This is a genomic window from Desulfatibacillum alkenivorans DSM 16219 (genome assembly GCF_900142135.1).
Lineage (GTDB): Bacteria > Desulfobacterota > Desulfobacteria > Desulfobacterales > Desulfatibacillaceae > Desulfatibacillum > Desulfatibacillum alkenivorans.
On the sequence record NZ_FQZU01000070.1, the window covers coordinates 1 to 14,818 of the forward strand.

Sequence of the window (14,818 nt, forward strand, 5' to 3'; positions counted from 1 at the left end):
CGGGGCACGCCCACCTGACGGGCGAGCAGGATGTGCTCACGGGTCTGGGGCATGGGGCCGTCGTCGGCGCCGACCACCAGAATCGCTCCGTCCATCTGGGCGGCGCCGGTGATCATGTTCTTGATATAGTCAGCATGGCCGGGGCAGTCAACGTGGGCGTAGTGACGGTTGTCCGTCTCGTATTCCACGTGGGCCGTGGCGATTGTTATGCCTCTGGCTTTTTCTTCGGGGGCTTTGTCGATCTGATCAAAAGGAATGAAGTTGGCTTGTCCCTTTTGTCCCAATGTCTTGGTGATCGCCGCAGTCAGAGTGGTCTTACCGTGGTCGATGTGCCCGATGGTGCCCACGTTTACGTGGGGCTTGGTGCGTTCGTACTTCGCTTTGGCCATGATCCCTTCCTCCCAGTCAGAATCATTGGGCACTGGCCTAGACTTGCTTGTGAGCTGGGTTATTCCCGTATCAACACAGAAAGACTTCCAGCGCCCTCAGAATTTTTAATATTTTTCTACCACCTGTAATGAGCGAAAGCCTTGTTGGCTTCGGCCATTCTATGGGTGTCTTCTTTTTTCTTGATGGACGCGCCGCGATTGTTATAGGCGTCCAGCAACTCGCCCGCCAGCTTGGCGGACATTTTCTTTTCAGAGCGGCTGCGTGAATAAGTCATGACCCACTTCATGGCCAGAGCGGTTCTTCTGTTGGCCCGGACTTCCATGGGGATCTGATAGGTGGAGCCGCCGACGCGCCTGGACTTGACTTCGATCACAGGCTTGATGTTGTTAATGGCCTTTTCAAAAATTTCCAGCGGGGCTTCTTTGGTGCGCTCTTCCATGAGATCAAATGCATCATAGAGAATGCCTTCAGCCACGCTCTTTTTGCCGTCACGCATAATAACGTTGACGAACTTTGCCACCAGTTCACTGTTATACCGTGAATCCGGAAGGACTTCCCGTTTTGGTACTTCTCGCCTCCTGGGCATATCCTAGCTCCTGCTTCTTTCGCTATATGCGCGTTATTTAGGCTTTTTGGCCCCGTAATGAGACCGGCCCTGTTTCCTGTCCTGAACGCCGATGGAATCCAAGGTGCCGCGTACGATATGGTAGCGAACGCCTGGAAGGTCCTTGACACGACCGCCCCGCACCAACACCACGGAGTGCTCTTGCAAATTATGTCCCACGCCGGGGATGTATGCGGTGACTTCCATGCCTGTGGTCAGCCTGACGCGGGCGACTTTACGCAAAGCCGAGTTAGGCTTCTTAGGCGTGGTGGTGTACACGCGGGTGCAGACTCCCCGTTTTTGGGGGGAGGCTTTCAGAGCCGGCGTATTTGTCTTTTTGACAGAGCGTTTTCTGCCGTGTCTCACTAACTGATTTATCGTAGGCATAACGTTTCCTTCAGTTTTTAAAAATAAAAATCCTTTGCCCAATCGTTCCTAAACAAAACCCTGAAGAAGTTGGGCTCAGGAAATCCAGACTTTTAACCAAGAATCCGAGCCTTGTCAAGATTTTTTGTTCCAAGTCCGTTATTTTTTTCCAGCCCGGTCTTTTTAGGAAAGATCCGCGATCTCCGCCGCCGCCGCTTCCAGTTCCAACAGGTCCCTGGCCGCCGCGGAAGTCTCGTCTTCCATTTCTTCCTGTTCCAGTCCGATGTCTATCTCAGCGTACTTCAAAAGCCCGGTGCCGGCCGGAATGATCCGCCCCATGATCACGTTTTCCTTCAATCCGCGCAGAGAGTCGTGAGCGCCTGCAATGGCTGCTTCGGTCAGGACCTTGGTGGTTTCCTGGAACGAAGCTGCGGAAATGAAGCTCTCCGTGCTCAAGGAGGCCTTGGTGATTCCCAGAATCAAAGGCTCGGCTACGGCGGGCTGTCCGCCGTTGGCGATGACGGCCTGGTTTTCCCGCTGATACCGGCCGCGGTCCACCCTTTCGTCAAAGATGAATTCCGTATCTCCGGAGCTGCGGACCTTAACGCAACGCATCATCTGGCGCACGATGACTTCAATGTGCTTGTCGTTGATGCGAACGCCCTGGAGGCGGTACACTTCCTGGACTTCGTCCACCAGGTATCTGGCCAGAGCGACCTCGCCCTTGATGCTCAGAATGTCCTGCGGGTTGGCGGATCCGCCCATGAGGGGGTCGCCCGCCCGGAGATAATCGCCGTCGTACACGCTGATGTGCTTGCCCCTGGCGATGAGGTACTCTTTTTTCTCGCCCACCGTGGGGGTGACTGTAACCTTTTGCTTGCCCTTGGTTCCCTTGGAGATGGACACGTATCCGTCAATTTCCGACAGAACAGCCACTTCCTTGGGTTTGCGGACTTCAAACAGCTCCGCGACCCTGGGCAGACCGCCCGTGATGTCCTTGGTCTTGGTGGTGGCCCGGGGCAGCTTGGCGATAACGTCGCCGGCCTTGACCGAAGCGCCTTCCTCCACCAGCAGAATAGCTTCCACAGGCAAGGGATACCTGGCCGGGGCCCCGGATCTGGGCAGGGTGGCCGCCTTGCCTTCCTCCGTCCGGATGGTGATTCTGGGCCGGGTGTCCGCGTCCTTGTATTCCGTAATGACGCGGCTCGCCTTGCCGGTGACGGCGTCCACCTTTTCCTGCATGGTCTTGCCCGCCACAACGTCGGCGAACTTCACCACGCCTTCCACTTCCGTAAGAATGGGCGTGGTAAAAGGATCCCACAAAGCCAGCAGTTCGCCCGCCTGAACCTCTGCGCCGTCCGCGCACTTGATGCGGGCGCCGTAGATGACCGGGCACCGTTCGCGCTCGCGGCCGTTTTCATCTTCGATGATGAACTCGCCGCCCTTACGGTCCATGACAATGTACTCGCCCTGGGCGTTTTCAACCACGTTCAGGTCCACGTAGCGAACCGTGCCACCTACACGCGCCCGGATGTCCGCCTGCTCAACCCGCCGGCTGGCCGTACCGCCGATGTGAAATGTACGCATGGTCAACTGGGTGCCGGGCTCGCCGATGCTCTGGGCCGCCAGGATGCCGACGGCCTGGCCGATTTCCACTTTCTTGCCGTGGGCCAAATCGCGGCCGTAGCAGGTGGCGCAAATGCCGTAAGCGGACTTGCAGGTCAGGGCCGAACGAATCCTGACCTTGGCGATGCCCGAGTTTTCAATGCGCTCCACGGCGGCTTCGTCGATTTCGTCGCCGGCGGCCACGATCAAGGGGTCGGCGTCCGGCTCGGGATTGGGATCCATGATGTCTTCCGTGGCCGTGCGGCCCAGGATTCTGTCTCCCAAACGCTGGATGACTTCGCCGCCTTCCATGAGGGGCTCGACTTCCACGCCGCCCATGGTGCCGCAGTCGATTTCGGAAATCACGCAGTCCTGGGAAACGTCCACAAGGCGGCGGGTCAAATAACCCGAGTTAGCCGTCTTAAGAGCCGTATCCGCCAGACCCTTGCGGGCGCCGTGCGTGGAAATGAAGTACTGCAGCACGGACAAGCCTTCACGGAAGCACGCCGTAATGGGCGTTTCGATGATTTCGCCCGAAGGCTTGGCCATCAGTCCGCGCATGCCGGCCAGCTGCCTCATCTGATCGCGGGAGCCGCGGGCGCCCGAGTCGGCCATCATGAAGATAGCGTTGGAGCCGGGGCCCTTGGTGCGCCCCAGTTCGCCTTCGTCGGTGGAGGCCTTCATGGAGTCCATCATCTCGTTGGCCACGTCTTCCGTGGCCTTGGCCCAGATGTCCACGACCTTGTTATATTTTTCGCCCTGGGTGATAAGACCTTCGGAGTACTGCACCTCGATCTCTTCCACCTGGTTTCTGGCGGTTTCAAGAATCTGCCACTTGGTGGCGGGAATCTTCATGTCGCCGATGCAGATGGATAAACCGCCTTCCGTGGAGAACCGGTATCCCAGGTCCTTCAAACGGTCGGAGAGAATGACCGTGGTCTTGGCGCCCATGGCGCGGTATACATGGTCCACCACGCCGCGCAGTGCGCCCTTGTTCATGACCCGGTTAACGACGGAGAAGCCGGGTTCATCCCGCTTGGTGTTTATACGGAAGAAATGGAACTTGTTCTTCTCGGTCAGGGGGCCGATCATGTCGCCGGGCTCCGCAGCCGTCAGTTTTTCCACGTCCCTCCCGCTCAGCCGGAATACGCTCTTGACTTCATCGTGCTTTAAAAGCCCCAGGTTGCCGTCATACATCTTGTCGCGGCCTTCCGAGTACTTTCTGACCAGCTCCTTGAAGTCCTTGTCCGTCTTGGCGCCGGCCAGGGCTTTTTCCACCTGGGCGGCCTTGTCGGCGGAGTTCACCACAATGTGGCGAAGAACCAGCAACGTGGCCTTGGGAATGACCTCCCACAAAAGGATGCGGCCCACGGTGGTCTCCACCATGTCCTTGCCCTTTTCCATGCGGACCTTGATCTTGGCGTGCAGATCCACCTGGCCGGAGTCGTAAGCGACGCGGACTTCTTCGGGATTGCCGAAGGCGGCGCCGTCGCCCTTGCTCTCCCCGGCGTCCCGGGTCATATAATAGATTCCCAACACGATGTCCTGGGTGGGCACGATAATAGGCGCGCCGTTGGCCGGGGACAGAATGTTGTTGGAAGACAGCATCAGGGACCGGGCTTCAATCTGGGCCTCCATGGAAAGAGGCACGTGCACCGCCATCTGGTCGCCGTCAAAGTCGGCGTTGAATGCGGTGCAGACCAGGGGGTGAAGCTGAATGGCCTTGCCTTCAATCAGGGTGGGCTCAAAAGCCTGGATGCCCAAGCGGTGCAGCGTGGGAGCGCGGTTGAGCATCACGGGATATTCCTTGACCACCTCGTCCAGGGTGTCCCAGACGTCCGGCCCTTCCCGCTCCACCATTTTCTTGGCGCTCTTCACCGTGGATACCAGCCCTTTTTCCTCCAGGCGATGGTAGACAAAGGGCTTGAAAAGCTCCAGGGCCATCTTTTTGGGAAGGCCGCACTGGTGCAGGCGCAGGTTGGGGCCGATGGTGATAACCGTACGGCCGGAATAGTCCACGCGTTTTCCCAGGAGGTTCTGGCGGAACCGGCCCTGCTTTCCTTTCAATGTATCGGAAAGGGATTTGAGGGGCCGCTTGTTGGTTCCCGTGACCACCTTGCCCTGACGGCCGTTGTCAAACAGCACGTCCACGGCTTCCTGAAGCATGCGTTTTTCGTTGCGCACGATGATGTCGGGCGCACGCAGGTCCATAAGCCTCTGAAGGCGGTTGTTCCTGTTGATGACCCGGCGGTACAGGTCGTTCAGGTCGGAGGTGGCGAAACGTCCGCCTTCCAGGGGGACCAATGGCCTGAGATCCGGGGGCAGCACGGGAATGACGTTCATGATCATCCAGGAAGGATTGATTCCCGAATTCCTGAACGCATCCACCACCTTCAAGCGCTTGGCCAGCTTCTTTCTTCTGGCTTCCGAACCCGTGGTGGCGATTTCCTCGCGCAGTTCCTTGTAGATCTTCTCCACGTCAAAATCTTTGAGCAGCTCCTGGACCGCTTCCGCGCCCATTTGCGCTTCAAAGCCGTAGCCGTGGAGCTCCCTGGCTTCTATATATTTGTCCTCGGACAGGAGCTGGCCCTTTTCCAGGGTCGTGTCTCCCGGGTTCGTAACAATATAGGAATCAAAGTACAGAACCTTTTCCAGATTCTTCAGGGTCAGGTCCAGGATGTTGCCCAGCTTGCTGGGCAGGCTTTTTAAAAACCAGATGTGCGCCACCGGAGTGGCCAGTTGGATGTGGCCCATGCGCTCGCGCCGGACCTTGGATTGAATGACTTCAACCCCGCATTTCTCGCAGATCACCCCCCTGTGCTTCATGCGTTTGTACTTGCCGCAATTGCACTCATAGTCCTTGGTCGGCCCGAAGATCTTGGCGCAGAAGAGCCCGTCCCTCTCAGGCTTGAACGTCCTGTAGTTAATGGTTTCCGGCTTTTTTATTTCGCCGTGGGACCATTCCATAATGCGATCGGGGGAAGCCAGGGCGATGGCGACAGCCCCGTACTTCCTGGGATCCATGGGTTTTGCGAAAAAGTCGTAAATAGTTTCCAAATTCAACACCTCCAAACCATCGATAGTAGAAGGTTTGAGAAAACGCCCCGGCCTGTGCTATTTGGCCTCTTCAATCAGGCTCATTTCCAGACCCAGACTCTGCAGCTCCTTGACCAGAACGTTAAAGGACTCGGGCATGCCCGGCTCCAGGACGTTCTGCCCCTTGACGATCTTCTCGTACATCCGGGTGCGTCCCACCATATCGTCGCTCTTAACGGTCAGGAACTCTTGGAGGGCGTAAGCCGCTCCATATGCCTCCATGGCCCAGACTTCCATTTCCCCCAGTCTCTGGCCGCCGAACTGAGCCTTGCCGCCCAGAGGCTGCTGCGTTACCAGAGAATAAGGCCCAATGGAGCGGGCATGGATTTTATCGTCAACCAAGTGGTGGAGTTTGAGCATGTACATGGTGCCCACCGTGATCTCGCCCTTAAAGCGTTCACCGGTGCGGCCGTCGTACAGCACCGCCTGGCCAGAGGGAGACACGCCAGCGCTGGAAAGGAGATCCGTGATCTCGTCTTCCTTGGCGCCGTCAAAGACCGGCGTCGCCATGTGCACCCCCTTTTTATACTGGCCTGCAACCTCCAGCAGTTCTTGTTCAGTCAGGCCCGCCACCTCGTCCGCATCCGCGGAGAAAATCTCCTGCATCTTCTGACGGAGGTCTTCGAGCTTCTTTTCTTCCAACAGGGCCTCGATCTGGTCGCCCAGGCTCTTGGCCGCGCGGCCCAGATGAATTTCCAAAATCTGGCCCACGTTCATACGCGAGGGAACGCCCAGGGGATTCAAAACCATATCCACCGGGGTGCCGTTTTCAAAGTAGGGAAGATCTTCCTGGGGCAAGATGCAGGATACCACGCCCTTGTTGCCGTGGCGGCCCGCCATTTTATCGCCCACGGAAAGCCGGCGCTTCATGGCCACGTAAATCTTGACCATTTTGATGACGCCCGGAGGCAGGTCGTCGCCCTTTTGGTAGCGGTTCACCTGCTCTTCAAAAGACATCTGCACGCTTTCCCGCTGCTCCCTGTATATTTCAAGCAGTTCGTGGACCTTTTCGGAATGATCTTCGTCCTTGAGAACGAGGGCTTCCAAAGGCGCCAAGGGGCAGTCCTCCAGCATTTCCGCCGTGATGGGCTGGCCCTTGGGAATCAGGACCGCCTTGCCCTTTTTGACGGGCGCCGTGGCTTCCTGGCCCAGAACAATGGATATGAGCTTGGAGCGGACCGTGTCCTCCATGATCTTGAGTTCGTCGTCCCTGTCTTTTTCCAGGGCTGCGATTTCCTCGTCTTCGATCAAACGGGTGCGGTCGTCCTTTTCAACGCCCCTGCGGGCGAAGACCTTGGCGTCCACCACAACGCCTTCCACTCCGGGGGGAACCCTGAGGGAGGTGTCTTTGACGTCGCCGGCCTTTTCGCCGAAAATGGCGCGCAGGAGCTTCTCCTCGGGCGACAACTGGGTTTCGCCCTTGGGAGTGATTTTTCCCACCAGGATGTCGCCGGGCCGGACTTCCGCGCCAAGGCGGACAATGCCCGAGTCGTCCAGGTTTTTGAGGGCTTCCTCGCCCACGTTGGGAATATCCCGGGTGATTTCCTCTTTACCCAGTTTGGTGTCCCGGGATACCACTTCGAATTCCTCGATATGCACGCTGGTGAACACGCCGTCGCGCACAAGGCGCTCGGAGACCAGAATGGAGTCCTCAAAATTGTACCCGCCCCAGGGAAGGAAGGCCACGGTGACGTTGCGGCCCAGGGCCAGCTCGCCGTTTTCCGTGGCGGGGCCGTCCGCAATGATGTCCCCCGCCTTTACTTCCTGGCCCAGCTTGACGATGGGCCTCTGGTTGAAGCAGGTGTTCTGGTTGGACCGGGTGAACTTGGACAGGTTGTAAATGGTGACCTGCTTATCCATCCTGTCCTTCCGCTCATCCTCATGCTGCAAAACAATGCGGGAGGCGTCCACGGCCACGACCTTGCCGTCGCGTTTGGCCACCAGGGTGACCCCGGAGTCCCGGGCCACGACCCGTTCCAGGCCCGTGCCGATGAGCGGCGCTTCCGTAGCCAGCAAAGGAACCGCCTGGCGCTGCATGTTGGAGCCCATGAGAGCGCGGTTGGCGTCGTCGTTTTCCAGAAAGGGAATCATGGAGGAAGACACGGACACCAACTGGTTGGGCGAAATATCCATGAGCTTGACGTCTTCCTTCTTCACGATGGTCAGTTCGCCTTCCACGCGCGAGGACACGGTGGGGTTGATGAAAAAGCCTTCTTCGTCCAGGGGGGCGTTGGCCTGCGCGATGGGCAGGTCCTTTTCCTCCATGGCGGAAAGATATTTGATTTCCTTGGTCGCCTGGCCTTCCGTCACCACCCGGTAAGGGGTTTCCACAAAGCCGAATTCATTGACCCGGGCGTAAGTGGACAGGGAGACGATCAACCCGATGTTGGGGCCTTCAGGGGTCTCAATGGGGCAGATTCTGCCGTAGTGGGACGGATGCACGTCGCGCACTTCAAATCCCGCGCGCTCGCGGGTGAGGCCGCCGGGTCCCAGGGCCGAAAGCCGTCTCTTGTGAGTGACTTCCGACAGGGGGTTGGTCTGATCCATGAACTGGGAAAGCTGGCTGGTGCCGAAGAATTCCTTGACCACGGCCGAGACCGGTTTGGGATTGATCAGGTCGTTGGGCATCAGGGCGTCGATTTCCTGGAGGCTCATGCGCTCCTTGATGGCCCTTTCCATACGCACCAAACCGATGCGATACTGGTTTTCCAGCAATTCGCCCACGGCCCTGACGCGGCGGTTGCCCAGGTGGTCGATGTCATCCACGGCGCCCTGGCTGTCCTTCAAGTCCACCAGCGTCTTGGCCGTGAGAAGAATGTCCTCCCGGCGGAGCGTCTTCACTTCCACGGGAGTGTCCAGGCCCAGGCGCATGTTGAGCTTCATGCGGCCCACCGCAGACAGATCGTAATGGGACGGCCTGAAGAACAACTGGTCGATGAAATCCTTGGCGACCTCCACGGTGGAGGGGTTGCTGGGGCGCAGGCGGCGGTAGATTTCCACCAGAGCCTCTTCCCGGGATTCCACCTTGTCCAGCAGCAGGGCCTTGCGAACCGAATCGCCGCCCGTGCCGGGGGCGCTGTACAGGATTTCGAATTTCTGAACCCCGGCGTCGCGCATGGCTTCCAGGGTGGCTTCGTCGATTTCGTGGTTCGCCGGATAAAGCACCTCGCCGGTCTTGGGATCCAAAACCCTCCTGGCGAGCACCTTGTCCTCCAGGTCCTCCTGGAGAATGGCCACCTTTTCGATCCCGGCCTGAGCCATGGTCTTCACGGCCCGCTGGGTGAACAGACGCCCCTTCTTCACGATGACTTCCTCGGAATCCGGCATTTTAACGGTGATGCTGGCCCGCTGGCCCCGCAAGGTTTTCGCATCGAATTCCTTGAACAGGGTCTTGGGGGTCAGGGTCAGCTTTTCCGTCTGGTAGAAATAGCTCAAAAGGTCTTCGGTGCTGTACCCGAAGGCCTTGAAAAGCAACGTCGCAGGGAACTTTCTGCGCCGGTCGATGCGGATGTACAAGACATCCTTGGGATCGATTTCCATGTCGATCCAGGAGCCGCGCACAGGAATGATCCTGGCGGTGTAAATGACCTTGCCGCTGGCGTGGCTCTTGCCTTTGTCATGGTCGAAAAAGACGCCCGAGGAACGGTGAAGCTGGCTGACCACCACCCTCTCAGTGCCGTTGATGACAAAGGTGCCCTGTTCGGTCATGAGGGGGATGGTGCCGAAATAAATTTCCTGTTCCTTGATGTCGCGAATGTTCTGGATGCCTTTTTCCTTGTCTACGTCAAAGACAACCAGTCGAACCGTAATGCGAATGGGCACCTCGTAGGTCATGCCGCGATGCACACAGTCCTCCACCGAATATTTGATCTCGCCGAAACGGTACGAGACGAATTCCAGTGAAGCGGTGCCGGAGAAGTCCCGGATAGGAAACACCGAGTGAAATACTGCTTGCAGCCCGATGGTTTCCCGTTTTTCCGGAGGCACGTCCATTTGGAGGAACCTCTGGTAGGAGATGCGCTGCATCTCGATGAGGTTGGGAATGTCAACGATCTTGGCAATCTTGCCGAAACTTTTTCGTAAACGCTGTTGCGTCAAGGGCCTGTCCGCCATGGTTTCTCCCTAAGAAAGTGCAGGTTGTTTTTCCAGTGTTTAGGAAATGGCCCTGATACCGATAACCACTTGAAAAAAAAGGCCGGAAACAGGTTGGCCTGTTCCCGCTTCCGGCCTTGAAACAAAAAACTACTTGATGTCGACTTGAGCGCCGGCGCCTTCCAGTTGCTCTTTGACCTTTTCGGCGTCTTCCTTGGCAATGCCTTCCTTGACGGCCTTGGGAGCTTCCTCGACCAGAGCTTTGGCTTCTTTGAGGCCCAAACCGGTGATGGCGCGGACTTCCTTGATGACCTGGATCTTCTTGTCGCCGGCGGAAAGGAGAATGACGTCGAATTCCGTCTTTTCTTCTTCCGCTTCAGCGGCGGCGGGGCCGGCCATGGCGACTGCGGCCACGGGGGCGGCGGCGGAAACGCCGAACTTCTCTTCAATGTCCTTGATCAGTTCGGAGAGTTCCAGAACGGTCATGTTTGCAATGAATTCCAATACATCTTCTTTGGTGATGTCAGCCATTATATTAATCCTCCTAAATATTCTAAGCAGCGCTTTTGCGCTTGTCCCGGCTTTCGGCCGGGAAAGAGTTGGTTTCCCAAAACAGGTTTAAGCGAATTAGGCCGCTTCCTTTTGGTCTCTGACAGCTTGCAGAGCGTAAAGCAGCTTCCTGGGGACGCCGGCCAGGCACTGCACCAAGCCGGTGGGCACCGAGTTGAGGGTCCCGGCGATCTGTCCCAGCAATACTTCGCGGGGCGGCAGTTCGGCCAGGGCTTTCAGCCCGTCCAGGTTCACGATTTTACCATCGAGCACGCCGATTCTGATTTCGAACTTTTTGTTGTTCTTGGCGAACTCGGTGAGAGCTTTTGCAGGTTCGACGGGATCTTCATAGGCCAAGCAAACGGCGCAGGGGCCTTTAAGCTCGTCCTTCAAGACTTCCAGGTCCGTTCCTTCGATTGCCAGAGTCATCAAGGTATTCTTGACGACCTGATACTCGGCGGAAGCAGCCCGGAGGCCTTTGCGGAGTTCGCTCATTGCGGCGACGTTGAGTCCTCTGAAGTCCGTGAGAACCGCTAGTTTGGCCTTTTCCGCTCTCACGTGCAGGTCTTCTACGACCTTTTTCTTATCTTCCGGTCTCAAAGGTCTTTCACACCTCCTTCCAATAGTGTTCTGTAAAAAACCGCACAAGCGCGTGTTTTGGGCTGGCTGCTTGTATGGGCTTTGTCTCGGCAGGCCGGATACCCGTTCCATTAAGCGCCATGGTCAGTGGCGCACCTGCGGTCTTTGACAGAAGGTTTAAAGGTTCAAGTGGTTATGTCGGGCGGCGGTCCATTTCCTGAGAAAACCCGCCGGAAATTCCATTTTCATCCGTCGCCGCAAAATAGCGCGAAGGGGAGCGTTTTCAACACCCCCCCTCCCGAAGCGGCTTGCCGGCGATTTCCGGCGCGGTGATCATGCACGAAACGGCATGGCCGCCTATTTTACAATATCTTTAACCAGGGTCGGATCGATTTTCACGCCCGGGCCCATGGTTGTGGAAACAGCAATGCTTTTCATGTACGTGCCCTTGGCCGCTGCGGGCTTGAGGCGTTGTACGGTCTCGAAGAAAGCGCTGATGTTGTCCAGCAGTTTTTCCGCGCCAAAGGAAACCTTGCCCATGGGGGCGTGCAGGATGCCTGCTCTTTCCACGCGGAAGTCGATTTTACCGGCCTTCAGCTCCTGGACGGCCTTGGCGACGTCAAAGGTCACGGTTCCGGTTTTGGCGTTGGGCATCAGGCCCCTGGGGCCCAGGATGCGGCCCATTTTGCCAACCGTTCCCATCATATCGGGGGTGGCGATGGCCTTGTCAAAATCCAGCCAGCCGCCCTGAATTTTTTCCACCAGGTCGTCGTTGCCCACAAAATCGGCGCCGGCTTCCTTGGCTTCGGCTTCCTTTTCGCCCTTGGCGAAAACCAGGACCCGGACTTCCTTGCCGGTTCCGTGAGGAAGCACGCAGGTGCCGCGGACCATCTGATCTGCATGGCGGGGATCGACGCCCAAACGAACCGCCACATCCACTGTTTCGTCAAACTTGGCGAAAGAGGATTCGATGGCGGTTTGCAAGGCTTCCAGGACGCCGTACTTCAGGTCCCGGTTCACCTTTTTCTTGGATTCCAAAAATTTTTTTCCAGGCTTGCCCATAACTCCAGACTCCTTATATCAGGCTAGACCACTTCTATGCCCATGCTTCTGGCGGTCCCGGCGATGATCTTGCTGGCGCCCGCCATATCTTTTGCATTGAGGTCCACCATTTTAAGATTGGCGATATCCTCTACCTGGGCCTTGGTGATCTTGCCGACCTTGATTTTTTTGGGGTCGGAAGATCCCTTGGCCAGCTTCGCCGCCTTAAGAATCAGAACGGAGGCCGGAGGGGTCTTGGTGATGAAAGAGAAAGACCGGTCCTGATAGACCGTCAAAACAACGGGAATCACCATCCCTTCCTGGTCGGCAGTCCTTGCATTGAAGGCCTTGCAGAACTCCATGATATTGACGCCGTGCTGACCCAGGGCAGGTCCGATGGGGGGGGAAGGATTGGCCTTGCCCGCCTGAACCTGCAACTTGACCATCGCTAATACTTTTTTTGCCATTTTACCGATTCCTTGTTCCTACAGTTTTGTAACCTGGACAAAGTCAAGCTCCACGGGGGTCGCCCGGCCGAATATGCTGACCATGACCTTGATCTTGCCTTTTTCCGGGTTAACGGCTTCTACGGTGCCGTTAAAATTGGTGAACGGGCCGTCGATGACCCGGACTTCGTCTCCGGTTTCGAACAGATACTTGGGTTGAGGCTTCAATTTGCCCGCCTCAATCTGATCCACGATTCTCGATGCTTCCTCATCCGAAAGCGGTGAAGGCTTGTTCCTGCCGCCCAGAAAACCGGTGACCTTTGCCGTGTCGTTCACCAAATGCCAGGTTTCGTCGTCCAGGTGCATTTGCACCAGGATGTACCCTGGGTAGAATTTTCTCTGAGAGGTTTTCCGTTTGCCTTTGACCAGTTCCACCACCTGCTCGGTGGGAATCAGGACCTGACCGAATTTGTCGGGGAAACGGGACGAGGCAATCCGTTCTTCCAGAGCGGTCTTCACCTTATTTTCAAAACCTGAATAAACGTGAACGACATACCATTTTAGAGCCAATTGCTTGCCTCCTCGGGCCTGGGTTCGCTATCCGATAACGAGCCTGACGATTTCAGTCAGGCCCATGTCCACCAGCCCCAAAAACATGGAGATGACGGCCACTAAGATGATAACTACCGCAGTGGACCCAACGGTTTGCTTCCTGGAAGGCCAGGTAACTTTTTTCAGCTCACCGCGAACTTCCCGGAGAAACTGAACCGAATTCGTCCAAAAAGCAGGGCCTTTGGGGCCTTCTGAAGCCTGTGCCTGCTTGGGCGCCGGTGCGGGCGCTGGTTTTTTAGGAGCGCCGTTCAGCTCCATTTCCTTGGCCGCAAGTTTGGCCTTTTTCTTTTTGGAATCCGGTTTTTTTCGCTGTAAACGTCCCATAATTCCTTACATTTCTTCAAATGCCGAAAGCCCAAAGCGCCGCCGACTGTGGGCGGCGGCAGCCCTGAGCTTAAGGATTTGCCGAAAAAATATTTGGCAGGCCAGGAGGGATTTGAACCCCCAGCCTTCGGATTTGGAGTCCGCCGCTCTACCGTTAGAGCTACTGGCCTGCAAGACGACCGCTTTTATTTCACTTCCTTATGCAGGGTGTGACGACGGCAAAAGCGGCAGTATTTTTTAAATTCAAGCTTATCCGGAGTGGTGCGCTTGTTTTTATTTGTCTGATAATTCTTCTGCTTGCACTCCGTACAAGCCAAAGTTGCCTTTGTTCTCACCTTATATCTCCTAGACCGGCGCTATTCAATAATTTCGGAAACGACGCCGGCGCCCACGGTGCGGCCGCCTTCACGGATGGCGAAGCGCACTTCCTTTTCCATGGCGATGGGCGTAATCAGTTCGGCCTCAACGGACACGTTGTCGCCGGGCATTACCATTTCCACGCCTTCAGGCAGGGTCACCACGCCCGTCACGTCCGTCGTCCGGAAGTAGAACTGGGGACGGTAGCCCGTGAAGAACGGGGTGTGGCGTCCGCCTTCCTCTTTGCTCAGAACATACACTTCCGCCTTGAACTTGGTGTAAGGCTTGATTTTGCCCACATGGGTCACAACCTGGCCGCGCTCCACGTCCTCGCGCTTGGTCCCGCGCAGAAGCACGCCGATGTTGTCGCCGGCCTGGCCTTCGTCCAATATCTTCCTGAACATCTCAACGCCCGTACACACCGTCTTGATGGTGGGACGGATGCCGACGATTTCCACTTCCTCGCTCACCCGGATGATCCCGCGCTCCACACGGCCCGTGACCACCGTGCCGCGGCCGGAGATGGAGAAAACGTCTTCGATGGGCATGAGGAAGGGCTTGTCCGTATCGCGGACGGGCTCGGGAATGAAAGAGTCGATGGCGTCCATGAGCTCGAAGATGCACTTGCAGGCGTCGTCTTCCCAGGAGTCGGCTTCCAGAGCCTTCAGGGCCGAACCGCGGATGATGGGCGTATCGTCTCCCGGGAACTCGTACTTGTCCAGGAGCTCCCGCAGTTCCAGTTCCACCAGTTCGATCA

Annotated in this window: 13 protein-coding genes and 1 tRNA gene; all 14 read right to left on the reverse strand. The window is 57.1% G+C overall.

Annotated elements, in window-relative coordinates:
* Window positions 1–389, reverse strand: a 389-nt coding sequence (locus BUE18_RS26400) for a GTP-binding protein (RefSeq protein ID WP_170868482.1), incomplete at its 3' end; no start/stop codon positions are given.
* 116 nt (window positions 390–505) lie between these two features.
* Complete coding sequence (gene rpsG, locus BUE18_RS26405; RefSeq protein ID WP_073479128.1) at window positions 506–976, reverse strand: 30S ribosomal protein S7; 471 nt, start codon at window positions 974–976, stop codon at window positions 506–508.
* Window positions 977–1,009: 33 nt separating this feature from the next.
* Complete coding sequence (rpsL, locus tag BUE18_RS26410; protein ID WP_012611047.1) at window positions 1,010–1,381, reverse strand: 30S ribosomal protein S12; 372 nt, start codon at window positions 1,379–1,381, stop codon at window positions 1,010–1,012.
* Window positions 1,382–1,543: 162 nt separating this feature from the next.
* Window positions 1,544–6,022 (reverse strand): DNA-directed RNA polymerase subunit beta', encoded by a 4,479-nt coding sequence (rpoC, locus tag BUE18_RS26415; RefSeq protein WP_073479135.1) that lies wholly within the window; start codon window positions 6,020–6,022, stop codon window positions 1,544–1,546.
* Between the two features lie 57 nt (window positions 6,023–6,079).
* Entirely contained in the window at window positions 6,080–10,174 is a 4,095-nt protein-coding gene (gene rpoB / locus BUE18_RS26420) for a DNA-directed RNA polymerase subunit beta (RefSeq protein WP_073479129.1), read from the reverse strand.
* A gap of 129 nt (window positions 10,175–10,303) precedes the next feature.
* Window positions 10,304–10,684: a 50S ribosomal protein L7/L12 gene (gene rplL, locus BUE18_RS26425; RefSeq protein WP_073479130.1), complete on the reverse strand. Its 381-nt coding sequence runs from the start codon at window positions 10,682–10,684 to the stop codon at window positions 10,304–10,306.
* Between the two features lie 96 nt (window positions 10,685–10,780).
* Window positions 10,781–11,302: a 50S ribosomal protein L10 gene (gene rplJ / locus BUE18_RS26430; RefSeq protein ID WP_073479131.1), complete on the reverse strand. Its 522-nt coding sequence runs from the start codon at window positions 11,300–11,302 to the stop codon at window positions 10,781–10,783.
* A 336-nt stretch (window positions 11,303–11,638) separates the two neighbouring features.
* Window positions 11,639–12,343 carry a 50S ribosomal protein L1 gene (gene rplA, locus BUE18_RS26435; RefSeq protein ID WP_073479132.1) on the reverse strand — a complete coding sequence of 235 codons (705 nt, stop codon included), beginning with the start codon at window positions 12,341–12,343 and terminating at the stop codon, window positions 11,639–11,641.
* Between the two features lie 23 nt (window positions 12,344–12,366).
* Complete coding sequence (gene rplK / locus BUE18_RS26440) at window positions 12,367–12,789, reverse strand: 50S ribosomal protein L11 (protein WP_012611053.1); 423 nt, start codon at window positions 12,787–12,789, stop codon at window positions 12,367–12,369.
* A gap of 18 nt (window positions 12,790–12,807) precedes the next feature.
* Window positions 12,808–13,338 (reverse strand): transcription termination/antitermination protein NusG, encoded by a 531-nt coding sequence (gene nusG / locus BUE18_RS26445; RefSeq protein ID WP_073479133.1) that lies wholly within the window; start codon window positions 13,336–13,338, stop codon window positions 12,808–12,810.
* A 27-nt stretch (window positions 13,339–13,365) separates the two neighbouring features.
* Window positions 13,366–13,704 carry a preprotein translocase subunit SecE gene (gene secE / locus BUE18_RS26450; RefSeq protein WP_073479134.1) on the reverse strand — a complete coding sequence of 113 codons (339 nt, stop codon included), beginning with the start codon at window positions 13,702–13,704 and terminating at the stop codon, window positions 13,366–13,368.
* A gap of 94 nt (window positions 13,705–13,798) precedes the next feature.
* A tRNA-Trp gene (locus BUE18_RS26455) sits at window positions 13,799–13,874 on the reverse strand.
* A gap of 15 nt (window positions 13,875–13,889) precedes the next feature.
* Entirely contained in the window at window positions 13,890–14,039 is a 150-nt protein-coding gene (rpmG, locus tag BUE18_RS26460; protein ID WP_028316579.1) for a 50S ribosomal protein L33, read from the reverse strand.
* Between the two features lie 21 nt (window positions 14,040–14,060).
* On the reverse strand, window positions 14,061–14,818 hold a 758-nt coding region (locus BUE18_RS26465), incomplete at its 5' end, for an EF-Tu C-terminal domain-related protein (protein ID WP_244549384.1).

Bases quoted from the DNA above. Each gene is read 5' to 3' on its own strand.
- secE (WP_073479134.1), bottom strand. From the start codon at position 13,704: ATGGGACGTTTACAGCGAAAAAAACCGGATTCCAAAAAGAAAAAGGCC.
- rpsG (WP_073479128.1), bottom strand. From the start codon at position 976: ATGCCCAGGAGGCGAGAAGTACCAAAACGGGAAGTCCTTCCGGATTCA.
- rpoB (WP_073479129.1), bottom strand. From the start codon at position 10,174: ATGGCGGACAGGCCCTTGACGCAACAGCGTTTACGAAAAAGTTTCGGC.
- rplL (WP_073479130.1), bottom strand. From the start codon at position 10,684: ATGGCTGACATCACCAAAGAAGATGTATTGGAATTCATTGCAAACATG.
- rpsL (WP_012611047.1), bottom strand. From the start codon at position 1,381: ATGCCTACGATAAATCAGTTAGTGAGACACGGCAGAAAACGCTCTGTC.
- rplA (WP_073479132.1), bottom strand. From the start codon at position 12,343: ATGGGCAAGCCTGGAAAAAAATTTTTGGAATCCAAGAAAAAGGTGAAC.
- rplK (WP_012611053.1), bottom strand. From the start codon at position 12,789: ATGGCAAAAAAAGTATTAGCGATGGTCAAGTTGCAGGTTCAGGCGGGC.